Genomic DNA, 22,501 nt, shown 5'->3' with positions numbered 1-22,501 from the left:
GGATCAGCGCAGGCCGAGCACGTCCTGCATGTCGAACAGGCCGGCGCCGCGCGCCGACAGGAAGCGGACCGCACGCAGCGCGCCCTGCGCGTACGACACGCGGCTCGACGACTTGTGCGTGATCTCGATCCGCTCGCCGATCCCGGCGAACAGCACGGTGTGATCGCCGACGATGTCGCCGCCGCGCACGGCCGCAAAGCCGATCGTCGACGGATCGCGTTCGCCCGTCACGCCCTGGCGGCCGTACACCGCGCAGTCGTCGAGCGAGCGCCCGAGCGCGCCGGCCACGGCCTCGCCCATCATCAGCGCGGTGCCCGACGGCGCGTCGACCTTGTGACGGTGATGCGCCTCGATGATCTCGATGTCGTAACCGTGCGAGAAATGCTTCGCCGCGAATTCGAGCAGCTTCAGCGTGACGTTCACGCCGACGCTCATGTTCGCCGCGAACACGATGCCGATCTTGGCGGCCGCAGCCTGAAGCTCGGCCTTCTGCTCGGCGGTGAAGCCGGTCGTGCCGATCACGAGCTTCACGTCGTGGCGCAGCGCGGCCGCGACGTGCGCGATCGTGCCTTCCGGCCGCGTGAAGTCGATCAGGTAGTCGGCCTGCGCGAACACGGCGTCGAGGTCGTCGGTCAGCTTGATCCCGGTTTCCTTGCCTAGGAACGCGCCCGCGTCCTGGCCGAGGAACGGCGAATCGGCGCGGTCGAGCGCGCCGACGAGCTGCGCGTCGGAATCGTTGAGAACGGCTTCGATCAGCATCCGGCCCATACGGCCCGATGCACCGGCAATCGCAATCTTCATGGCTTTCTACACGACAGGTCTAAAGGCGGGCGGCGCATGCCGCCCTGTTTCCGCACGCCGGCCGCTTATTGCGACTGGGCCGGCGCGGTGAGCGGCTGGTTCTGCAGGTTGTCCGAACCTTGCGGGCCGACCGGCGGCGACGCCTCGTTCGACACGTTCGGCTGCGGCGGACGATGGAACTGGAACTGCGGCTGAATCGCCGGCGCGGCGCCCGGCGGCTGGCCGCCCGGCACCGGCGCACCGCTCGAGGCCTGCGCGGACGGCGTGAAGCGGCGGGCGGCAGTGCCCTGCCCCGACACCTGGTTGGTCGCGCGGTTCGCCGCGCGCGCCGCCTGGGCGTTCGCATCCAGGTCGACCGCCGCGCCGGAGGCCGGCTCGGCGGCCGGGCTCGCGGCAGCGGCCGCCTGCGCGGCGCTCGCGGCAGCAGCGGCTTCGGACGCCTTCTTCGCCGCGGCCGCGGCCTTCGCCTTCTTGCCGCCGCGGTCGCCGTCGATATCGGCCAGCAGGTCGAGTTCGGACGGCAGGTTCTCGGCGCCCGTCCAGCTCGCGAGGCGGTCGCCCGAGAACGTCAGCACGAGGTCGCGCTGCTGGACGACGGACGTCGAGCCGCGCTTGAAGTAAAAGAGGTAATCCCAGCGATCGGCATGGAACATGTCCGACAGCAGCGGCGTGCCGAGCAGCGCGCGGACCTGCTCGCGCGTCATCCCGGCCTGCAGCTGCGCGGCCTTCTCCTGCGACACGAAGTTGCCCTGCACTACAGTGATCCGATAGGGCGTGATGCTCTGCGCGATGCGCTGCGTCACGCTGTCGTACGACGAACAACCAGCCAGCGCGGCAACGGCGGCGGCAGCGATGATGGCACTCCGCATGCGACTCCTCTGAAAGTGCGAAAGGGATTCCGGGAACATTTCCGTCACCGTGCTGGCCCGCGTCGCGGGCCGCGCGTGTTTCTGGAACGGCGAAAAGCCGGTAACATTGAAGCCCTGCATTGTACTCTAGGGATGCCTAGCCATGACCAATCCGACGGATCTCAAGAATATCGGGCTAAAGGCCACCCTACCGCGCCTCAAGATTCTCGAGATCTTCCAGCAAAGCCCGGTGCGTCACCTGACGGCCGAAGACGTCTACCGCAACCTGCTCAACGAGCAGCTCGACATCGGGCTCGCCACCGTTTACCGCGTGCTGACGCAGTTCGAGCAGGCCGGCCTGCTCACGCGCAGCAACTTCGAATCCGGCAAGGCCGTGTTCGAACTGAACGAAGGTTCGCACCACGATCACCTCGTCTGCCTCGATTGCGGCCGCGTCGAGGAATTCTTCGACGCCGAGATCGAAGGCCGCCAGCAAGCGATCGCGAAGGAACGCGGCTTCCGGCTCCAGGAACACTCGCTCGCGATGTACGGGTCCTGCACGACCGAGAACTGCCCGCACCGCAAGCACTGATCCGCACGCTTCGCGCCTGCGCGACGGCCCGGCCGGCAACTCGCCGCCCGGGCCGTGTTGTTTTCGGGACCGGAATGAAAAACGGCCCGCGCGTCACGTGCGGGCCGCCTCGGGTCGGGTCGGAACGTTTTCAGTCGATCGAGCGGCGGCGAGCCGTGCTGCCGCCGGCGACTCTCGATGCTCGACGATCGGTGCCAGGCTCGATGCCGCCTTCGCCGCGCGTCAGGCCGCGCTCGCGCACGCCGGCTCGAACTCGAGCGCCCAAGTGTCGTCGAGCGGAATCTCGTCGCAGTTCGGCTGCGGGCCGCCACGGTCGACGATCACGAAGTCGCTGACCGCGTCGAGCGCGAGCAGCGGATGGTGCCAGACGCCCTTCGCGTAGTTCACGCCCTGCCAGCCTTCGGCCAGGAACGCGCGCATCGCTTCGGGCCGGAACTCGCCGGTCGGCGCGACGACGATCGCGTAGCGCGACACGGCCGCCAGCGGGATGAACGCCTGGCTGCCGTGCGGATGGCGCTCCATCAGCGTGATCGCGACCGGCAGCGCGCGCGGCTGCGCGCGAAACACGCTGACGAGCGGCCGGCCGCCGTCCGCGCAGACATCGATCGTCGCAAGATCGTGGAAGCGCTCGGTCGTGCCGCCGTTGATCGGGAAGTGCCGCGCGCCTTCGAGCGCGATCACGTCGCCGAACGGCGCGAAGGCCTCGCGGGTCAGGCGCTCGACGCGCAGGATGTGGGGTCCGCTCATGGCATTGCCCTCCTTCAAGCCGGCTCGCCCCACAGACGCAGGCGCGACACGCCGCCGTCCGGGAAGATGTTGAAACGCACGTGCGTGACGGGGCCGAGTGCCGCGAGCTGGTCGAACGTATGCACGTGGTCCATCTGCAGCTTCTGCTCGCCGAGCAGTTCGGCCCAGAACATCGCCTGCGTGACGAGCGAATCGTCGGTGCCGCCGGCAACGTGCGCGGCCTGCAGCGAGCAGCGGTCGGGGAAGTTGCCCTTGAAGAACGCCGTATCGACCTCGACGCGCCGGATGATGCCCGGCCGCGCCAGCGCGACGATCGCCCAGTCGTTGCCGGGCTCGCGCCGCCGCCGCGTTTCCCAGCCGTCGCCCATGTTCGCGCCGCGCCCCGGCATCAGCATCTGCGAGGCCGGGCCGAAGTGCTGGTTGTTCGCGGCCACCAGGTAGCCGCCGTTCTCGATCGCCGCGAGATCGACGAGTTCGCCCGCCGGCACATGGCGCCAGTCGCGCTGCGGCTGGCCGTACACGCGCAGCCGCGCGAGCCCGCCGTCCGGATACAGGTTCACGCGCAGGTGCGTGACCGGCTGCGCTTCGTCGACGCTCACGTAGTGATGCGAATTGCCCTGCAGCGTCGTCGCGGGGACGATCGTGCGCCATTCGGCATCGTCCGGCGGCGTGTCGCCGTCCACCGCGCAGGCCTCGATCGACGCGGCCGGCGGGAAGTTGCCGGTGAAGTGGCTCGTATCGAGATCGACGCCGTGGATCACGCCCGGCCGCGCGAGCCGGACCACGCAGAAGTCGTGGCCGGTGGTGCGCTTGCGGCGTGTTTCCCAACCGTCCATCCACTTGCCGTGGTCGTCGTACTTGCCGGGAATGAAGACGGCCGGCTCGGGATTCAGCATGCGCTCCTTCGGCGCGAAGAATTCGTCGCTGGCGAAGAGCGCCTGCGCGCCCAGGCGCGGGTCGGCGAGGTTCATGTAGCGCCGCGTGAAGGCCGGCGCGTTCGGATCGAGGATGGGGGCTGCCATGTCGTCTCCACTATCTTGTCTTGGTAAGGGCCGGCGCACGTCGTCGCTGCGGCCGCGGAAAATTCGTCCGCGGGAACGGCCGGGGAAGCCGCTCCGCGCGAGCGTGCGCTCAGAGCGCGTGAGCCTGGTCGCCGGCGACCGGCGCGGCGCTGCCCGGCTCGTCGGCCACGTAGCGCAGTTCGCGGTTCAGCACGCGCTTCGCGCGGGCCCGGTCGATGTCGTTCTCCCACACGGCGACGACCACCGTCGCGACGCAGTTGCCGATCAGGTTGGTCAGCGCACGGGCGATGCCGACGAACCAGTCGACCGGCAGGATCAGCACGAGGCCGAGCACCGGAATCGCGGGAATCGCCGACAGCGTCGCCGCAAGGATCACGATCGCCGAACCCGGAATCCCGTGCGCGCCCTTCGACGTGACGAGCGACACGAGCAGCACGACGATCAGGTCATGCGTGGACAGCGGCGTGTTGGTGGCCTGCGCGATGAACAGCACGGCGAGCGTCAGATAGATCGAGAAGCCGTCGAGGTTGAACGAGTAACCGGTCGGGATCACGAGGCCGACCGTCGAATCCTTGATGCCCATGTATTCGAGCTTGCTCATCACCTGCGGCAGCACCGCGTCCGACGACGCCGTGCCGAGCACGATCGACAACTCCTCGCGCAGGTAGCGGATCAGCTTGAACACCGAGAAGCCCGCGAGACGCATCACCGCGCCGAGCACGACCGTGACGAACACGAAGCAGCTCAGGTAGAACACCGCGACGAGGTAGCCGAGCTGCTTGAGCGACGCGACGCCGTACTTGCCGGTCGTGAACGCGATCGCGCCGAGCACGCCGAGCGGCGCGAGCTTGATGATGAAGCCGATGATGCGGAAGAACACGTGCGACAGTTCCTCGATCAGGCTGTTCACGCGCTGTGCCTTGTCGCCGAGCAGCGACAGCGCGGAGCCGAACAGCACCGCGAACACGAGGATCTGCAGGATGTCGCCCTTCGCGAACGCGTCGATCGCGGTCTCGGGGATGATCTTCATCAGGTAGCCGGCCGTGTCCTTCAGGCTTTCGGCGTTCTTCGCGTACGACGAGAGCGAGGCCGCATCGAGCGAGTGCAGGTCGATGTTCATCCCGACACCCGGGCGCGTGAGCCACGCGAGTACCAGACCGATGCCGAGCGCGAGCGTCGTCATGATCTCGAAGTAGACGACGGCCTTCAGGCCGACGCGGCCGACCTTCTTCAGGTCGCCCGCATTGGCCATCCCGCTGACCACGACGCAGAACACGATCGGGCCGATGACCATCTTGATGAGCTTCAGGAAGCCGTCGCCGAGCGGTCGCAGCGACTCGGCGAAATGCGGGAAGAACGCGCCGAGCGCGACCCCCAGGATGAGTGCGACGACTACCCGGCCAAACAGCGAATTGAGGAATTTCGACACGGCGCTCTCCCGATCCAACGGTTGCAGTTTCGTCTGTTCATACTGGTAAGACCAGTGATGTTATGGTGGATAGTAGGAAGCCGATATAGTCACGTCAAGGACGGACAAAATAGGGATTTCCCGCCCCCTTCGCCTCCGTTTGCAGCGCACCATGCAGGGGCGGATCGTGGCTTTCCCGTAGGCCGGTCGTGCACCGCGCGCGTGCGGATTACAATGCCGGTCAGACCGGCCATCGTTCACATCATGAAAAACGTTCCGCACACCGTGACCGACGCCGCCATCGCGACGATCCGCGACCGGATCGAGGCAGGCGTGTATCCGGTCGGCAGCCTGCTGCCGGCCCAGCGCCAGCTCTCCGAGGAGCTGGAGATCAGCCGCGCGTCGCTGCGCGAGGCGCTCTCCACGCTCGAGGCGCTCGGGATGCTGCGCATCCGCGCCGGCAAGGGCGTGTATGTCGAAAGCGCGCAGGCGACGGCTGCCCATCCCTGGCAGTTCGCCGAGCAGTCGTCGCCGCCCGACACGTACCAGATGCGCTATGCGCTCGAAGGGTTCGCCGCGCGGATGGCCGCGCACGTCGTCACCGACGACGACATCGCATGGTTCGAGGACAACCTCGCCGACCTGCACGTCGCGCTGACCGAAAGTGCGCTCGACGAAGCATCGCGCCTCGACTTCGACTTCCACATGCGGATCATCCATCTCGCGGGCAACGCGGCGATCGAGTCGGTACTGCGCAGCAGTGCGGACATCATGAAGGAAAGCCAGCGCATGCCGTTCTACCGCCGCGAACTGCTGCTGTCGACGTGGCACGAGCACCGCGCGATCGTCGACGCGCTGATCGCCCGCGATGCGGCCGCGGCCGGCATCGCGATCGAGACGCACATCGCGAACGCCGCGCAGCGCGCGGGCATCTTCTTCCCGACGCCGGGCACCTGACGCAGCCGTCGGCCGGCGGTCGCGGCCGGCGCGGCAGCCATTCTCCGGTCGAGCCGGTCATCCTCCCGACGGAGCCTGCCGATCGCGCTGTGGCTCGCCTCGCAGCGCGTCGGCGTGCGGCAAGTCACGCAGTAGCCGGCTTTCACTCCCGCCAATGAAAAAGGCACGCTCCCGCAAACCGCGGGCGTGCCTTTTTGCATTGCGCGCCGTCGCGCGCCATCAGCAGACGATCATGCCGCCTCGCTCGCGAAATCGATCAGCACCTTCATCGCGCGCTGCCGGTCGCCGGCCAGCTCGAACGCATGGTTCGCATCGCGCATCGGGAACACGCCCGTCACGGCCGGGCGCAGGTCGACGCGCTGCGCATTGATCAGCTGCACCGCGAGCGCGAATTCCGCATGGAAGCGGAACGAGCCGCAGATCGACAGCTCCTTCGCGACCACGACGTTCTGCGGCAGGCTGACGTCGCCGCCGAGCCCGAGCTGCACGACGACGCCGCGCGGCCGCATCACGTCGAGGCCATCGCGCAGCGCGCGCGCATTGCCCGAACACTCGATCATCACGTCGAACGTGCCCTTGTCGGCACCGTAGCGCGCGACCCAGCCGGCGTCGGTCGCCGCATCGATCGTATGGTCGGCGCCGAGCGCGCGGGCGACCTCGAGCGGCGCATCGACCACGTCGGTCGCGACGATCTCCGCCGCGCCGTGCACGCGCGCCGCCGCGACCGCCAGCACACCGATCGGCCCGCACCCCGATACGAGCACGCGCCGGCCGATCAGCGGGCCCGCGCGCGACACCGCATGCAGCCCGACCGCGAACGGCTCGGCGAGCGCCGCGAGCGACAGCGGCACATGGTCCGCCACCTTCACGCACTGCGTGGCGTCGCACACGAGCGCGTTGCGAAACGCGCCCTGTACGTGCGGCATGCGCATCGCGCTGCCGTAGAAGCGCATGTCGAGACACTGGTTCGGCAGCCCTTCGAGGCAGTAGCGGCACGCGCCGCACGGGCGGCTCGGATTCACCGCGACGCGATCGCCGACCTTCACCGACGTCACGTCGGGCGCGACCGCCGCGACCGTGCCGGCCACTTCATGGCCGAGCACCATCGGCTGCTGCAGCCGGATCGCGCCGAAGCCGCCGTGCCGGAAGTAATGGAGATCGGAGCCGCAGATGCCGCCCATCGCGACATCGACGCGCACCTGGCCCGGGCCGATCTCACCCGCGTCCTGCTCTTCGAGCCGCAGATCGTTCGGCCCGTGGATCACGAGACACATGCAACGCATACGCATGACTTTCTCCTATACCGCGCTCGTCAACCCGCCGTCGACGAACAGCGTCTGTCCGTTCACGAAATCGGACGCCGCCGACGCGAGGAAGATCGCCGCGCCGCACAGCTCGTCGACGCGCCCCCAGCGGCCGGCCGGCGTGCGCTTGCACAGCCAGTCGGAGAACGCCGCGTCGTCGACCAGCGCGCGATTCAGTTCGGTCTCGAAATAGCCGGGCGCGAGGCCGTTCGCCTGGATGCCGTGACGCGCCCAGTCGGCGCACATCCCTTTCGTCAGCATCCGCACCGCGCCCTTCGTCGCCGCATACGGCGCGATCGTCGGCCGTGCGAGCTCGCTCTGCACCGAGCAGATGTTGATGATCTTGCCGCGGCCGCGCGCAATCATGTGGCGCGCTACCGCCTGCGCGACGTTGAACACGCCGTCGAGATTCACGCGCATCAGCGCGTGCCAGTCGTCCGGGTCGAATGCATCGAGCGGCGCGCGACGCTGGATGCCCGCGTTGTTCACGAGGATGTCGATCGCGCCGACGCGCGCCTCGAAATCGTCGATCGCCGCGCGCACCTGCGCGTGCTCGGTGACGTCGAACACCGCATGGTCGGCCGCGAAACCCTCCTCTCGGAAATGGCGCGCAAGCGTCGCGGCCTTCTCCTCATTGCGATCGTTGATCACGATCGCCGCACCGGCTTCCGCGAGGCCGCGGGCGAGCGTCAGCCCGATCCCGCGTCCGGAACCCGTGATCAGTGCGCGGCGGCCGTCCAGGCGGAACCGGTCAAGCGCGTTGCTCATGCATGTCTCCTCGTGCCATCGAGCCGACCGCCGGGTCGCGGCCGGTCTCGCGTCAAGGGTATCTTCGGCGCTCGGCCGGGGGCCGCGCCAATGGTCTTTTTTGATCCGGTTATCATGAAATCCGATCACCGTCCGCTGCCGCCCGCCCACCATGGAACTCAAGCAATTGCGCGCCTTCGTCACGCTCGCCGAAGAGCTGCATTTCGGGCGCGCCGCGCAGCGCCTGTTCGTCGTGCAGTCCGCGCTGAGCATGCAGATCAAGGCGCTCGAGGAAGAGCTGGGGGCGCGTCTGTTCGAGCGCGACCGTCACAAGGTCGAACTCAGCGATACGGGGCGCGTGTTCCTGCCCGAAGCACGGGCGACACTGCAGCAGGCCGCGCGCGCGGAGCAGATGGCGCGGCTGTCGAGCCGCGGCGAGATCGGCACGCTGCGGATCGCGTTCGTGTCGTCGGTGCTGCCGGCGCTGCTGCCGGCCGTGCTGCGCACGATGCGCGATCGCTATCCGCTGATCACGCTCGAACTGAAGGATTTGCCGACGCCCGACCAGATCGCCGCACTGCGCGACCGGCGCATCGATTTCGGGATGATACGGCTGCCGGCCGCGTATGCGGGCATCGACACGCGCGTGGTGCTCGAGGAAGGCTTCGTCGTCGCGCTGCCGCTCGACCATCCGCTCGCCGCGCACGACACGATTTCACCGTCCGCGTTGCGCGGCCAGCCCGCGTTCGTGCTCGCGCGCCGCTACGCGCCCGGCTTTCACGACGACATGCTGCTCGCGCTGAGCCGTGCGGGCACGACGCTCGAGATCGCGCAGGAATTCGGGGAATTCACGACGATGCTCGCGCTCGTCGCGGCGGGGATGGGGATCGGGCTGATCCCGGCGGAAGCCGCGAGCGCGCTGCCGCCGAACGTGCTCGCGCGGCCGCTCGACCTGGCCGGCCACCGGACCGGTATCGGCCTCGCATGGACCGACCTCGACAGCCCGCTGAAGCGCGCGTTCGTCGACGCGCTCGAACACGTGACGGCGAACGCCGGACAATAAAAAACCCGGCCGCAGAATCGGGCCGGGTTCGTTCGCCGCGCAAGCCGCCTTGAGGCGGCCGCGCAACGTGCGGGATTACTTCGCGTTCGCGAATGCGACTGCCGTATCCAGCATGCGGTTCGAGAAACCCCACTCGTTGTCGTACCAGCTCGACACCTTGACGAGGCGGCCCGACACCTTGGTCAGCGTTGCGTCGAACGTCGACGAAGCCGGGTTGTGGTTGAAGTCGATCGACACCAGCGGTGCGTCGTTGTAGCCGAGGATGCCCTTCAGCGCGCCTTCCGATGCTTCCTTCATGATCGCGTTGACTTCCTCGACCGTCGTGTCGCGCTTCGCGATGAACGACAGGTCGACGACCGACACGTTGATCGTCGGGACGCGGATCGCGTAGCCGTCGAGCTTGCCGTTCAGTTCCGGCAGTACGAGGCCGACGGCCGACGCCGCGCCCGTCTTCGTCGGGATCTGGCTGTGCGTGGCCGAACGCGCGCGGCGCAGGTCTTCGTGGTAGACGTCCGTCAGCACCTGGTCGTTCGTGTACGCGTGGATCGTCGTCATCAGGCCGGTTTCGAGGCCGATCTTGTCGTTCAGCGGCTTGACGAGCGGCGCGAGGCAGTTCGTCGTGCACGATGCGTTCGAGATGACGGTGTGCTCGGCCTTCAGCACGTTGTGGTTCACGCCGTAGACGATCGTTGCGTCGACGTCCTTGCCGCCCGGCGCCGAGATGATCACCTTCTTCGCGCCGCCCTTCAGGTGCGCGCTCGCCTTTTCCTTCGTCGTGAAGAAGCCCGTGCATTCCATCACGACGTCGACGCCCAGCTCGCCCCACGGCAGTTCTGCCGGGTTGCGGTTCGCCAGCACGCGGATCTTGTCGCCGTTCACGACGAGGTAGTCGCCGTCGACCGACACTTCACCCGGGAACTTGCCGTGCGCGGTGTCGTACTGGGTCAGGTGCGCGTTGGTCTTCGCATCGCCCAGGTCGTTGATCGCGACGATCTCGAGATCGTGCTTCTTGCCGTTTTCATAGAACGCGCGCAGCGTGTTGCGGCCGATACGGCCGTAGCCGTTGATTGCGACGCGAATCGTCATGGTCTATCTCCTGATGGCTGAAAAAATTCGTTTCGTGCAGCTTCACGGTGCGACGCGCGCGCGGGGCCGCGCGCGTCGCGAATGCTTTTAGGCCAGCACGGCCTTCGCGGTCTCGACGACGTGCTCGACGGTGAAGCCGAAGTACTTGAACAGCACGCCGGCCGGCGCCGATTCGCCGAACGTGTCGATCCCGACGACGCCGCCTTCGAGGCCGACGTACTTGTGCCAGAACGCGGTCACGCCCGCTTCGATCGCGACGCGGCGCACGCCGTGCGGCAGCACGCGTTCGCGGTATTCGGCGTCCTGGCGGTCGAACACGTTGGTCGACGGCATCGACACGACGCGGGCCGCGATGCCCTGCTGCGCGAGCGACTCGACGGCCTTCATCGCGAGTTCGACTTCCGAGCCCGTCGCGATCAGGATGATCTTGCGCGCGACGATTTCCTCGTCCCAGTCCTTCAGCACGTAGCCGCCCTTCTCGATGTTCGCGATCTGCGAGTCGGTGCGCGGGTTGAACGCGAGGTTCTGGCGGCTGAAGATCAGGCTCGACGGACGGTCGGCGGCAACCGCGTGGGTCCATGCGACGGCCGTCTCGACCGTGTCGGCCGGACGCCACACGTCATGGTTCGGGATCAGGCGCAGGCTCGATACGTGCTCGACCGACTGGTGCGTCGGGCCGTCTTCGCCGAGGCCGATCGAGTCGTGCGTGAACACGAAGATCGACGGGACCTTCATCAGCGACGCGACGCGCAGCGCGTTGCGGCTGTAGTCGGAGAACGTCAGGAACGTGCCGCCGAACGGCTTGTGGCCGCCGTGCAGCGCGAGGCCGTTGATCGCGGCGCTCATGCCGAATTCGCGCACGCCGTAGTTGATGTGGTTGCCGAGCAGCACGCCCGCGCCTTCCGGATTCGCGCGCACCGCCTTCGATGCCTTCCAGTTGGTCAGGTTCGAGCCGGTCAGGTCGGCCGAGCCGCCGAGCAGTTCCGGCAGGGCGGCGGCGAGCCCTTCGATCGCCTGCTGCGATGCCTTGCGGGTCGCGACCGTCTCGGCGCGCTCGTTCGCGCCGGCGATGATCGCCGCGGCCTTCTCGGCCCAGTCGGCCGGCAGCTTGTTGGCCATCCGGCGTTCGAATTCAGCGGCTTCTGCCGGGAATTTCGCGCGATAGGCGGCGAACGTCGCGTCCCATTCGGTCTCGGCACGCTTGCCGGCTTCCTTCGCGTCCCATGCCGCGTAGACTTCCTGCGGAATCACGAACGGCTCCCACTTCCAGCCGAGCGCTTCGCGCGTCTTCGCGATTTCTTCCGCGCCGAGCGCCGCGCCGTGCACGTCGTGGCCGCCCGCCTTGGTCGCCGCGCCCTTGCCGATCACCGTCTTGCAGCAGATCAGCGTCGGCTTGTCCGACAGCTTCGCCTTCGCGATCGCCGCGTCGACCGCGTCGACGTCATGGCCGTTCACGTTCGGGATCACGTTCCAGCCGTACGCTTCGAAGCGCTTCGGCGTGTCGTCGTGGAACCAGTTCACGACGTCGCCGTCGATCGAGATGCCGTTGTCGTCGTACAGCGCGATCAGCTTGTTCAGCTTCAGCGTGCCCGCGAGCGAGCAGGCTTCGTGCGAGATGCCTTCCATCAGGCAGCCGTCGCCGAGGAACACGTACGTGTGGTGATCGACGATCTTCGCGCCGTCACGGTTGAACTCGTCGGCCATCAGCGCTTCGCCGAGCGCCATGCCGACCGCGTTCGCGAGACCCTGGCCGAGCGGGCCGGTGGTCGTCTCGACGCCCGGCGTGATGCCGTATTCCGGGTGGCCCGGCGTCTTCGAGTGCAACTGGCGGAAGTTCTTCAGCTCTTCCATCGGCAGGTCGTAGCCGGTCAGGTGCAGCAGCGAGTACAGCAGCATCGAGCCATGGCCGTTCGACAGCACGAAGCGGTCGCGGTCTGCCCAGTGCGGGTTCGTCGGGTTGTGCTTCAGGTGGCGCGACCAGAGCGCGACGCCGATTTCGGCCATGCCCATCGGCATGCCGGGGTGGCCGGAGTTCGCTTGCTGGACGGCGTCCATCGCGAGCGCACGGATCGCATTGGCCATCAGGGTGGTGGAGGCGGGAGACGAAGTCGTCATGTCGAGTCCGGAGAACGAGTCGAGGAAACGGGGGCACGGCGGCATCCGGAAGCTCGAGCGTCAATCGTTCCCGGCGCGCGGTGCGGCGCCTGACGGACGCGAAGCGGACGGAGCCTACGGACGGGGCTGCAAAGCTCGTCATTTTAACAGATGGGCTGACATTTCCCTTGTCGGCGCGTAGTGTTCCGGCACGGTTTTCCGCCAGACCGCCCGCCTCCTATAATTCAGGCGTCGGAACTGCCTACCCCGAGCGGCCCGCCCGTGAACACGACCCTTCTCTTCCATCCCACGCCCGATGCCGCGTACGGCTTCCCGAATGCACGCCGGCTCGCGCACGTCGCGTCGCCGCACCAGCACATCGAAGTCTGGGAAACCCCGCAGCTCGGCCGCCTGTTCACGCTGGACGGCCGGCCGATGACGTCGGTCGGCGACGAATACGTGTACCACGAGTGCATGACGCACCCGGCCGCGCTCGCGCATCCGTACCCGAGGAAGGCGCTCGTGCTCGGCGGCGGTGACGGCGGCGCCGCGCGCCAGCTGCTCAAGCACGCGTGCATCGAGCGGATCGTCGTCGCGGAACTCGACGACGAAGTGGTCGGCATGGCGCGCCGCTATCTCGACGACGTGCACCAGGGCGCGCTCGACGACCCGCGCGTCGAGGTCGTGATCGGCGACGCCACGCATTTCGTCGCGTCGACCGTCGAGCATTTCGATCTCGTCGTGTTCGACCTCACGCCGCCCGATTCGCCGGCGGCCGGCCTCTATACGCGCGAGTTCTACGCGCGGCTCAAGCGGATCCTCACGCCGTGCGGCGCGATCTCGATGCATCTCGGCTCGCCGGTATTCCACGCGGCGCGCATCGCCGCGCTGCTCGACGACCTGCGCGCGAGCTTCGCGGTCGTCGATCTGCTGTCCGCGCACGTGCCGCTGTATGGATCCCAATGGCTGATGGCGATCGCGAGCGACACGCTCGACGCGGCCGCGCTGTTCGCGCACGACATCGACGAACGGCTCGCCGCACGCCGCGTGCAGGGCTTGCGCTACTACGATGCGCGACTCCATGCGGCCCTCTTTGCCCTGCCGCGCGCGCTGCGCGATACACTGGGCGCTCGCCGCTGAGCTTCCGGGCGGACGCAGCGTTCCGCGGGTTGGTCGCGCAGTCTCCCGCGCCGGACCCGCGCGCAGGCCCGGAACGATGCAGGCGGCCCGCCTGCGTAATCGCGACACAGCGCGACACGGCGCAGCACGGCGCGGGACCGCACCGGGCGCCCGCGCGCCAATATCCGCCGGATTGCAACGCCTGGGACCGGCGTAACCGCTCAAGCGCCAACACCGTTCGACCGCAAAGCATGGGAACAGCGTAGGCGCTGAAGCACCAACACTGTTCGACAGGAGATTTCATGACCGATCCACGTCCGGCCAACGTGCCTTGGTTGACGCCTTACCTGGCCGTGCGCAATGCGCACGCGGCCATCGAGTTCTTCCAGGCCGCATTTGGCTTCGAACTGCGCGACGTCCATGACGAGGACGGTGCGATCATGCACGTCGAGATGACCTACCGCGGGCAGCTGATCGTGATGTTCGCGCCCGAAGGCGCATTCGGCTCGACCGCGCTCACGCCGAAGCGTGCGTGCGCAACCGCCCCGCAATCGTTCTACCTGTATGTCGACGACGTCGACACGACCTGGCAGCGGGCGCTCGACGCGGGCGCGAAATCGCTGACCGCGCCGCAAGATCAGTTCTGGGGCGACCGCTTCGCGCAGATCGAGGATCTCGACGGCTACCGCTGGGCGCTCGCGCGCCGCCTCGGTGCATGAACGGAGCCGCGATACGCATGAGTGAAGCCACCACCACCGCGGCCGTGCCGCGTTTCTTCGTCGAAGCGGCGCTATGCGCCGATGCGACGCTCGCGTTGCCGGCCGACGTCGCGCGGCACGCGCACGTGCTGCGGCTGCAGCCCGGCGACGCGCTCGCGCTGTTCGACGGCAGCGGCGGCCAGTACCGCGCGCGGCTCGTCGAGATCGACAAGCGCGGCGCGCTGGCGCAGATCGAAGCGTTCGACCCGGCCGAGGCCGAGCCGCCCTACCGCGTGACGCTGGCGCAAGGCATCGCCGGCGGCGACAAGATGGACTGGGTGATCGAGAAGGCCGTCGAACTCGGCGTCGCGGCGGTCGTGCCGCTGTCGACCGCGCGCGGCGTCGTGAAACTGTCCGGCGAGCGCGCGGACAAGCGCGTCGCGCACTGGCGCGGTGTCGTGCGCGCGTCGTGCGAACAATGCGGGCGCAACCGCGTGCCCGACGTCGCGCCGGTACGCGGCTTCGGCGCATGGCTCGATACGCTGCCGGCCGCGCCGGCCGACGGCGAATTGCGGCTGCTGCTGTCGCCGCGCGCGAGCATCCCGTTCGCGTCGCTGCCGGACACGCCGCCCGCGGCGGCCGTCACGCTGCTGATCGGGCCTGAAGGCGGGCTGTCGCCAGACGAGGAAAACGCGGCCCGCGCACACGGGTTCACCGCGTTGTCGCTCGGGCCCCGCGTGCTGCGCACCGAAACAGCCGGCGCGGCCGTGCTGGCGGCGCTGGCCGCGCGCTGGGGCGGCTGGTAACGAACCCGACGTGCCGCACCACGTGGCGGCCCGGCCCCCGGGTCACCGCGTGAATGCGGCGCGCCGTCCTGCATGCGTCGCACGGACGCAAAAAAGCCCGCGCGAGGCGGGCCTTTCGCCGAATCGGCCGCGCTCGGGCGGCCGCCGGGTTCGCGCTTTACGCGAACGAATAGAACACGCGAAACGCGACCTTGCGCTCGGCCCAGAATTCGGCGGCTTCGCGGAACACGTCGAGCAGCGTCTCGCGCCCTTCCTTGTCGAATTTCTGCGCGATCGGCAGCCCTTCGAGCACGATCACGAAACCGGGCTGCGCGCCGGCCTTCGCGACGAGGTCGGTCAGGCAGTCGTACAGCGCGTCGTAGTTCTTCCCGAAATGCTTCGGAAACAGGAACGACGTCGCGATCGTCTCCATCACTTCCTGCTTCGACTGCGCGGCACCGCAATACGCGTACAGGAAATGCTGGCCGAGCCGCCCGGCTTCGTCGGCGAGATCCTGCACGCGGAACGCGCGGATCGACTGCACGAGATTGGGTCGCACGGTCGTGAAAAGGCTCATAGGCTCCTCGTTCGATGAAAGCCCGTCGGCTTCCTGTTGCTCCGGCGCGCCGCCGGCCTGTGCCGCCGCGTGAAGCTGGATCACGCGCTGAAACAGATTGCCGTCGCCGGCCGCGAACAGTTCCGCCGCCGCCGTATCGTGCGCGTAGATGGAGTCGCTCATGCCGTTCATCCCGAAGTCATTCAACAATACGTTTAAAACTGTTGTAGTGGTCGTCCGTGTAAAAACAGTTGTCGATTCGGCGCAATGGCCCGCCACAGACGATCCGGCGCGCGCCGCGATTGCGTGCGCGCGGCGTCGGCACCGTGTACTCGTGGTAGTAGCCGCGCTTCGCCTTCGGCAGGATCCGCTCACGGTTGCCGAAGACGACGCCGTCTTTCTCGTACGGATAGGGGCCACCGGCGCCGATCAGGCCAAGCGTGGTCACGGCCTCGCGCGGCAGGCGGCCGGTCGGGATCGTATCGAGCCCGCCGACGGCCACGTCGGCCGAAACGGCCTGCCGTGCGTAAGCGGCGGAAACCAGACTGCCCGTCGGTGTACCGACGATACCCATCGCGAACATCGCGAAGCCGGACGCGAGCGCGCCGTTGCGGAGCCACTTGCGTGCCATGAACCAGGGTTCCCGCTGTTAAATCAAGTAGTTGACGACCAACCAAAGGCGTTAGCGTAGCGCTATTGTCCGCGCGAATCAATGTTCGTTTGGGAACCGAAAGGCTGGGGTCGCACGGAATCGCGCATTTTTTACCGAAACAAGACTACATTTAGCTTCCATGGGATAAAATATCGGCGGCATCTCTCGTATGGCAAGACACTGCCTCCTTGCCACGCTCGCTACCCGGAGTGGAGAGATGCTGCTGTTGCTTATGGGAAGCGCGTTTGCGCCCTGCCCGCGGCGTGCCCATTGCGGGCACGCCTCTTTTTGCTTTTGTTTACAATTTCGCCCGACGTGCGGCACCGGTTCGACCGGCACCGCGCGTTCGTTCCGGCTCAGCGCGCGGCGTTCACGTCGGCAACCAGCAGCGCCGCCATGTTGACGATGCGGCGAACGGTCGCCGATTCGGTCAGCACATGCACCGGCTGAGCCGCGCCCAGCAGGATCGGCCCGATCGCGATGTTGTTGCCGGCGGCCGTCTTCAGCAGGTTGTATGCGATGTTCGCGGCATCGATGTTCGGCAGGATCAGCAGGTTCGCGTCGCCTTCCAGCGTCGATTCCGGCAGGATTTCCTTGCGCAGCGCCGCGTCGAGCGCGACGTCGCCGTGCATTTCGCCGTCGACCTTCAGCTCCGGCGCACGTTCCTGCAGGATCGCGAGCGTATCGCGCATCTTCTTCGCCGAAGGTGCGTTGCTCGTGCCGAAATTCGAGTGCGACAGCAGCGCGACCTTCGGCTCGATGCCGAACCGGCGCACTTCTTCCGCGGCCATGATCGTGATCTCGGCCAGTTCCTCCGGGGTCGGATCGACGTTCACGTGCGTATCCACGAGGAAAATCTGGCGGCCCGGCAGCACAAGGCCGTTCATCGCCGCGTACACGCTGCAGCCCGGGCGCTTGCCGATCACCTGGTCGATGAAGTGCAGGTGGCGGTGCGTGGTGCTGATCGTGCCGCAGATCATCCCGTCCGCTTCGCCCTTCTTCACCAGCATCGAGCCGATCAGCGTCGTGCGGCGGCGCATTTCGACGCGCGCGAGCTGCTCGCTGATGCCCTTGCGCGCCATCAGCTTGTGATACGTCTGCCAGAAGTCGCGGTAGCGCGCGTCGTGCTCGGTGTTGACGACCGTGAAGTCGACGCCCGGATTCAGGCGCAGGCCGTAGCGCTGGATCCGGTGCTCGATCACCGACGGGCGGCCGATCAGGATCGGCTTCGCGAGTTTTTCGTCGACGATGATCTGAACCGCGCGCAACACGCGCTCTTCCTCGCCTTCCGCGAACACGACGCGCTTCTTCTCTTCCGGCGCGACCCGCGCGATCTGGAAGATCGGCTTCATCGTCGTGCCGCTGTGATACACGAACTGCTGCAGGTGCTGCTTGTACGCATCCATGTCCTCGATCGGGCGCGTCGCGACGCCGCCGTCCATCGCGGCCTGCGCGACGGCCGGCGCGATCTTCACGATCAGGCGCGGATCGAACGGCTTCGGAATCAGGTATTCGGGCCCGAACGACAGATCCTGGATGCCGTACGCGGTCGCGACGATGTCGCTCTGCTCGTGCTGCGCGAGTTCGGCGATCGCATTGACGGCCGCGATCTCCATTTCACGCGTGATCGTCGTCGCGCCGACGTCGAGCGCGCCGCGGAAGATGAACGGGAAGCACAGGACGTTGTTGACCTGGTTCGGGTAGTCGGTGCGGCCGGTCGCGAGAATCGCGTCGGGGCGCACTTCGAGCGCGAGTTCCGGCAGGATTTCCGGCGTCGGGTTCGCGAGCGCGAGGATCAGCGGGCGCTCGGCCATGCCCTTCACCATCTCCTGCTTCAGCACGCCGGCGGCCGACAGGCCGAGGAAGATGTCCGCGCCGTCGATCACTTCGGCCAGCGTGCGAGCGTCGGTTTCACGCGCGAAACGCTCCTTGTCCGGATCCATCAGCTCGGTGCGGCCCTTGTAGACCACGCCGGCCAGGTCGGTCACCGTGATGTTCTCGAGCGGCAGGCCGATGTCGACCAGCAGGTCCAGGCACGCGAGCGCGGCCGCGCCCGCGCCGGACGCGACGAGCTTGACCTTCTTGATGTCCTTGTTGACGACCTTCAGGCCGTTCGTGACGGCCGCGGCCACGACGATCGCGGTGCCGTGCTGGTCGTCGTGGAACACCGGGATCTTCATCCGCTTGCGCGCTTCGCGCTCCACGATGAAGCAGTCCGGCGCCTTGATGTCTTCCAGGTTGATCCCGCCGAAGGTCGGCTCCAGCGCGGCGATCACGTCGACCAGCTTGTGCGGGTCCGACTCGTTCAGCTCGATGTCGAACACGTCGATGCCGGCGAACTTCTTGAACAGTACCGCCTTGCCTTCCATCACCGGCTTCGACGCGAGCGGGCCGATATTGCCGAGCCCGAGCACCGCCGTGCCGTTCGTGACGACGCCGACCAGGTTGCTGCGCGCGGTGAAGCGTGCGGCGTTCAGCGGGTTCTCGACGATCTCCTCGCACGCATACGCGACACCCGGCGAATACGCGAGCGCGAGGTCGCGCTGGTTGATCATCTGCTTGGTCGGGGCAATCGCGACCTTCCCGGGCGTCGGGAACTCGTGATAGTCGAGAGCGGCTTCGCGGAGCTTGGCTTTGGAGGAGGCTTGGGTCGACATGTGTCTCTTGACGGGCGGATTAGAATAACTGTTCGACGGCATTGTAGCGCCAATCGAAGGCCGCCAGACCGGCGATTCGGGTGCAACAGCCGCGACAAAAATGGGCTGAACGGTGCGGGAATGGCGCCGTTCGCTGCGTACAATGCCGTTCCTTTCACCGCTTCCGGGTCCGTCCGCCGTGCCAGTCGCCCTGTCCGAGTTTTCGCTGATCGATCGCTTCTTCGCGCGCCGCGCGGCCCGGGGGGCGCGTGCGTCGACGCTTGGCATCGGCGACGATTGTGCGCTGATCGCACCGCGATCCGGCAAATTGCTGGCCATTTCGACGGACATGCTCGTCGAAGGCCGCCATTTCTTCCCCGATGTCGCGCCCGACGCGCTCGGCCACAAGACGCTCGCGGTCAACCTGTCGGATCTCGCGGCGATGGGCGCCGAGCCGCGCGCGTTCACGCTCGCGTGCGCGCTGCCGCGCGCCGACGCGGCGTGGCTCGGGGCGTTCAGCAACGGGCTGTTCGCGCTCGCCGAGCGGTTCGGCTGCGAGCTGATCGGCGGCGACACGACGAGCGGGCCGCTGAACCTGTGCGTGACCGTATTCGGCGAGGTCGCGCCGAATGCGGCGCTGCGGCGCGATGCCGCGCGCGACGGCGACGACGTGTGGGTATCCGGCACGCTCGGCGACGCCCGTGCCGGGCTCGGGGTCGCGCGCGGCGAATGGGCCGCCGGCGCGGCCGAAGCCGCCGTGTTCCGTCAGGCGCTCGAGCGCCCGGAGCCGCGCATCGCGCTCGGGCTCGCGCTCGCGGGCGTCGCGCATGCGGCGCTCGACATCTCGGACGGCCTCGCCGGCGACCTGCGGCACATCCTGGCCCGCTCGAACGTGCGCGCCGACATCGACGCCGACGCGGTGCCGCGCTCGGCCGCCCTCGCGACGCTGCCGCCCGACGTGCAGCGACGCTGCACGCTGGCCGGCGGCGACGACTACGAACTGTGCTTCACCGCGCCGGCCGCGGCCCGCGCGGCGGTCGAGGCAGCGGGCGCGAGCGCCGGCGTCCGGGTCACGCGAATCGGTACAATACACGCGTTGTCCTCGCCGTCGGAGCAGCCCGCGATCGCGTGGCGCGGCGCCGCCGGCGCGCCCCTGACTCTCACGTTGCACGGTTTCGACCACTTCCATGCAGACTGACCCGACGACCGCGCAATCCGCGGCCGCGCCCGGCGCCGCCCGGAACGTGCCGCGGCGCGCCACCTTGCGCTTCATGCTGTCGCACCCGGCGCACATCGTGTCGCTCGGCTTCGGCAGCGGGCTCGCGCCGTTCATGCCCGGCACGTTCGGCACGCTGTTCGGCTGGGTCACGTTCGTCGTGCTCAACCGCTACCTGACGGTGCCCGAATGGTGGGCGCTGATCGCGATCGGTTTCGCGGCGGGCACATGGATCACCGGTTTCACCGCGAGAAAGATGGGCACGTCTGATCCGGGCGCCGTCGTCTGGGACGAAATCGTCGCGATCTGGCTCGTGATGCTGTTCGTCACGCCCGCGACCTTCATCGGCCAGCTGTGGGCGTTCGTCGTGTTCCGCGTCTTCGACATGCTCAAGCCGCCGCCGATCCGCTATTTCGACCGTCGCGTGAAAGGCGGGCTCGGCATCATGGTCGACGACCTGATCGCCGCGTTCATGACGCTGCTGGTGATCGCCTTCTGGCGCTCCGTCGTCGGCTGACCCATTTCCCGACTCCCGCTTCCCGACCGCATGCCAACCGATTCCGTCGTCCATCAGCTTGCGATCCGCGCAGGCAACAAGCTGCGTGACGAGCACCTGTCGCTCGCCACCGCCGAATCCTGCACGGGCGGCATGATCGCCGCCGCGATCACCGACATCTCCGGCAGCAGCCAGTGGTTCGAACGCGGCTTCGTCACCTACTCGAACCAGGCCAAGATCGAGATGATCGGCGTGCCGCCCGACCTGATCGAGAAACACGGCGCCGTCAGCGAGCCGGTCGCGCGCGCGATGGCCGAAGGCGCGCTGCGCAACAGCCGCGCGCAGGTCGCGCTGTCCGTCACCGGTATCGCCGGCCCGGCGGGCGGCAGCGAGAAGAAGCCGGTCGGCACGGTGTCGTTCGCATGGAGCAACCGGCTGCATACCGACGTCGAGACCCTCGTGTTCAAGGGCGACCGCGAGCAGATCCGCACGCAGGCGGCCGCGCATGCGCTGCGCGGGCTGCTGAAGCTGCTCGACGAACGCGAACGCTGATTCGCCGGCGTAACGGCAGGGACGGCCGGCGCCCCTGCGCGCCTACTGGATCGCGTCGGGCTTCACGACGATCCAGTTCTTGTCCGCCGTGACCGGCAGGCCGAGCGCCTTCTGCTGCGCGGCCGATTCGTCCGACCACGCGCGGATCTGCGCCATCTGCTTGTCCTTCTTGTTCACCCATACGCGCACGCCGCCGCGCGCGACGTCGGTCGCGTTCAGCAGCATGTAGCCGTCGGATTTCGGCGTATCGCCCGCGACGAGCACCGGCTTCTTCCACTGGTCGATCCAGCCGGCGATCGAGCCCAGCTTGCCCTCGTACCACGTCATCGGGTTCATCAGGAACGGCGTGATCACGAGGTCGCGGTTCGCGGCCTCGTCGTACTTGCCGGCCTTGATCTGCAGCCGCGACGTGGTCAGCGCGCCCGTCGCCGGGTTGCGCAGCAGCGTCGTCACGCCGATCACGTTCTGCGGCTTCACGTTGTAGCCGTACTTCGGATCCGACAGCACGAGCCGCGCGAGCTCCTCGTGCGCGGCGGTCATCACGTAGACCTCGATCCCGTTCTCGCGCAGCGCGTTGTACAGCTCCTGCATGCCGCGGAAGAAGCGCGGCGGATGCGCCGCGCCGTCGACGACCTTGTCGCCCTGCCAGTAGCGGATCGGCACCGGCTTGCCGTCGGCGAGCATCGCGTCGACGTGGCGCTTCAGGTCGGCCAGCGACAGCCCCGCGAACGCCTGCGCAATCCACGGGTAGCAGACCAGGTCGTCGATCTCGCAGAGGCGGTAGTAGTAGCTCGTCAGCGATTCCCTGTAGTCGGCTGAATCCTTGAACGGGATCAGCTTCAGCGACGGATCGAGCGAGTCGCGCGTGAGCACGCCGTGGTTCTCCAGATACGGCAGCAGCGATTCCTCGAGGTCGTAGCGATAGGTCGTGTTGTCGGCGTCGAACACCGCGTAGTCGCCGCGATGCGCATGCGCGGCGATCATCGCGTTCAGTGCCTTCGCACTGTCCGCCGGCCAGTGCGACAGGTCCGCCGCATGGGCGAACGACATGCACAACGACGCGGCAAGCGCGCTCAGAAGACGTCGGGACAGCTTGGGCATGGCGTCGCTCCCTTTCTTGAC

22 protein-coding genes are annotated in these 22,501 nt (G+C 67.8%); 9 read left to right on the top strand and 13 right to left on the bottom strand.

The features are described 5' to 3' along the window. Positions 1-3: 3 nt before the first annotated feature. Positions 4-801: a 4-hydroxy-tetrahydrodipicolinate reductase gene (gene dapB, locus DIE06_RS22665; RefSeq protein WP_124663261.1), complete on the bottom strand. Its 798-nt coding sequence runs from the start codon at positions 799-801 to the stop codon at positions 4-6. 65 nt (positions 802-866) lie between these two features. After that, positions 867-1,670 (bottom strand): outer membrane protein assembly factor BamE, encoded by an 804-nt coding sequence (locus tag DIE06_RS22660; protein ID WP_124663260.1) that lies wholly within the window; start codon positions 1,668-1,670, stop codon positions 867-869. A gap of 142 nt (positions 1,671-1,812) precedes the next feature. Here DIE06_RS22660 and fur point away from each other — a divergent pair, with 142 nt between their 5' ends. Continuing rightward, positions 1,813-2,241: a ferric iron uptake transcriptional regulator gene (gene fur / locus DIE06_RS22655; protein ID WP_011350926.1), complete on the top strand. Its 429-nt coding sequence runs from the start codon at positions 1,813-1,815 to the stop codon at positions 2,239-2,241. Between the two features lie 222 nt (positions 2,242-2,463). Here the strand turns inward: fur and DIE06_RS22650 are convergent, their stop codons facing one another. The 3 genes from DIE06_RS22650 to DIE06_RS22640 all read right to left on the bottom strand — a co-directional run bounded on the left by DIE06_RS22650 (position 2,464) and on the right by DIE06_RS22640 (position 5,439). Further along, complete coding sequence (locus DIE06_RS22650; RefSeq protein WP_124663259.1) at positions 2,464-2,988, bottom strand: ureidoglycolate lyase; 525 nt, start codon at positions 2,986-2,988, stop codon at positions 2,464-2,466. Positions 2,989-3,002: 14 nt separating this feature from the next. Next, on the bottom strand, positions 3,003-4,010 hold the full coding sequence (gene alc, locus DIE06_RS22645; RefSeq protein ID WP_124663258.1) for an allantoicase: 1,008 nt from the start codon (positions 4,008-4,010) through the stop codon (positions 3,003-3,005). Between the two features lie 109 nt (positions 4,011-4,119). After that, the gene (locus DIE06_RS22640; protein ID WP_124663257.1) at positions 4,120-5,439 is read right to left on the bottom strand and encodes a C4-dicarboxylate transporter DctA; all 1,320 of its coding nucleotides are present in this window, start codon (positions 5,437-5,439) and stop codon (positions 4,120-4,122) included. A 213-nt stretch (positions 5,440-5,652) separates the two neighbouring features. On the opposite strand from DIE06_RS22640, the gene DIE06_RS22635 reads away from it, so the two are divergent. After that, the gene (locus DIE06_RS22635; RefSeq protein ID WP_185733448.1) at positions 5,653-6,375 is read left to right on the top strand and encodes a FadR/GntR family transcriptional regulator; all 723 of its coding nucleotides are present in this window, start codon (positions 5,653-5,655) and stop codon (positions 6,373-6,375) included. Between the two features lie 230 nt (positions 6,376-6,605). Here the strand turns inward: DIE06_RS22635 and DIE06_RS22630 are convergent, their stop codons facing one another. Continuing rightward, positions 6,606-7,664, bottom strand: coding sequence for an L-idonate 5-dehydrogenase (locus DIE06_RS22630; protein WP_124663255.1), 1,059 nt, complete (start codon positions 7,662-7,664; stop codon positions 6,606-6,608). 9 nt (positions 7,665-7,673) lie between these two features. Continuing rightward, positions 7,674-8,447, bottom strand: a complete 774-nt coding sequence (locus DIE06_RS22625) for an SDR family NAD(P)-dependent oxidoreductase (RefSeq protein WP_124663254.1) — start codon at positions 8,445-8,447, stop codon at positions 7,674-7,676. Positions 8,448-8,598: 151 nt separating this feature from the next. Here DIE06_RS22625 and DIE06_RS22620 point away from each other — a divergent pair, with 151 nt between their 5' ends. Further along, positions 8,599-9,489 (top strand): LysR family transcriptional regulator, encoded by an 891-nt coding sequence (locus DIE06_RS22620; protein ID WP_124663253.1) that lies wholly within the window; start codon positions 8,599-8,601, stop codon positions 9,487-9,489. Between the two features lie 75 nt (positions 9,490-9,564). Here the strand turns inward: DIE06_RS22620 and gap are convergent, their stop codons facing one another. Together gap and tkt are read right to left on the bottom strand one after the other, a co-directional pair. After that, positions 9,565-10,575: a type I glyceraldehyde-3-phosphate dehydrogenase gene (gene gap, locus DIE06_RS22615; protein WP_014898111.1), complete on the bottom strand. Its 1,011-nt coding sequence runs from the start codon at positions 10,573-10,575 to the stop codon at positions 9,565-9,567. An 87-nt stretch (positions 10,576-10,662) separates the two neighbouring features. Beyond that, positions 10,663-12,735: a transketolase gene (gene tkt / locus DIE06_RS22610; RefSeq protein WP_124663252.1), complete on the bottom strand. Its 2,073-nt coding sequence runs from the start codon at positions 12,733-12,735 to the stop codon at positions 10,663-10,665. Positions 12,736-12,951: 216 nt separating this feature from the next. Between tkt and speE the strand changes: the two genes are divergently transcribed. From speE to DIE06_RS22595, 3 genes are all read left to right on the top strand, one after another. Further along, positions 12,952-13,809: a polyamine aminopropyltransferase gene (gene speE, locus DIE06_RS22605; protein WP_124663251.1), complete on the top strand. Its 858-nt coding sequence runs from the start codon at positions 12,952-12,954 to the stop codon at positions 13,807-13,809. Positions 13,810-14,090: 281 nt separating this feature from the next. Further along, on the top strand, positions 14,091-14,507 hold the full coding sequence (locus DIE06_RS22600; protein ID WP_124663250.1) for a glyoxalase/bleomycin resistance/extradiol dioxygenase family protein: 417 nt from the start codon (positions 14,091-14,093) through the stop codon (positions 14,505-14,507). Positions 14,508-14,524: 17 nt separating this feature from the next. Further along, entirely contained in the window at positions 14,525-15,292 is a 768-nt protein-coding gene (locus DIE06_RS22595; RefSeq protein WP_124663249.1) for a 16S rRNA (uracil(1498)-N(3))-methyltransferase, read from the top strand. 157 nt (positions 15,293-15,449) lie between these two features. Here DIE06_RS22595 and DIE06_RS22590 read toward each other — a convergent pair whose 3' ends face one another. The 3 genes from DIE06_RS22590 to DIE06_RS22580 all read right to left on the bottom strand — a co-directional run bounded on the left by DIE06_RS22590 (position 15,450) and on the right by DIE06_RS22580 (position 19,178). After that, entirely contained in the window at positions 15,450-16,010 is a 561-nt protein-coding gene (locus DIE06_RS22590) for a barstar family protein (RefSeq protein ID WP_014898116.1), read from the bottom strand. 16 nt (positions 16,011-16,026) lie between these two features. After that, positions 16,027-16,458, bottom strand: coding sequence for a ribonuclease domain-containing protein (locus tag DIE06_RS22585; RefSeq protein ID WP_124663248.1), 432 nt, complete (start codon positions 16,456-16,458; stop codon positions 16,027-16,029). 377 nt (positions 16,459-16,835) lie between these two features. After that, positions 16,836-19,178, bottom strand: a complete 2,343-nt coding sequence (locus DIE06_RS22580) for an NADP-dependent malic enzyme (protein ID WP_311767637.1) — start codon at positions 19,176-19,178, stop codon at positions 16,836-16,838. Positions 19,179-19,278: 100 nt separating this feature from the next. Here DIE06_RS22580 and thiL point away from each other — a divergent pair, with 100 nt between their 5' ends. The 3 genes from thiL to DIE06_RS22565 are packed head-to-tail and all read left to right on the top strand — an operon-like array spanning position 19,279 to position 21,379. Beyond that, entirely contained in the window at positions 19,279-20,313 is a 1,035-nt protein-coding gene (thiL, locus tag DIE06_RS22575) for a thiamine-phosphate kinase (protein WP_124663246.1), read from the top strand. Then, positions 20,303-20,848: a phosphatidylglycerophosphatase A gene (locus DIE06_RS22570; RefSeq protein WP_124663245.1), complete on the top strand. Its 546-nt coding sequence runs from the start codon at positions 20,303-20,305 to the stop codon at positions 20,846-20,848. The genes thiL and DIE06_RS22570 overlap by 11 nt, the downstream gene beginning before the upstream one ends. A gap of 30 nt (positions 20,849-20,878) precedes the next feature. Further along, entirely contained in the window at positions 20,879-21,379 is a 501-nt protein-coding gene (locus DIE06_RS22565; RefSeq protein ID WP_124663244.1) for a CinA family protein, read from the top strand. Positions 21,380-21,421: 42 nt separating this feature from the next. On the opposite strand, the gene DIE06_RS22560 is transcribed toward DIE06_RS22565, so the two are convergent. Beyond that, positions 21,422-22,480 carry a haloacid dehalogenase-like hydrolase gene (locus tag DIE06_RS22560; protein WP_124663243.1) on the bottom strand — a complete coding sequence of 353 codons (1,059 nt, stop codon included), beginning with the start codon at positions 22,478-22,480 and terminating at the stop codon, positions 21,422-21,424. Between the last annotated feature and the right edge of the window lie 21 nt (positions 22,481-22,501).

The sequence above is a fragment of the Burkholderia sp. Bp8998 genome (assembly GCF_003854235.1).
Classification (GTDB): domain Bacteria; phylum Pseudomonadota; class Gammaproteobacteria; order Burkholderiales; family Burkholderiaceae; genus Burkholderia.
Note: the sequence above shows the minus strand (reverse complement) of the source record. Positions and strands in the feature narration are given on the sequence as shown.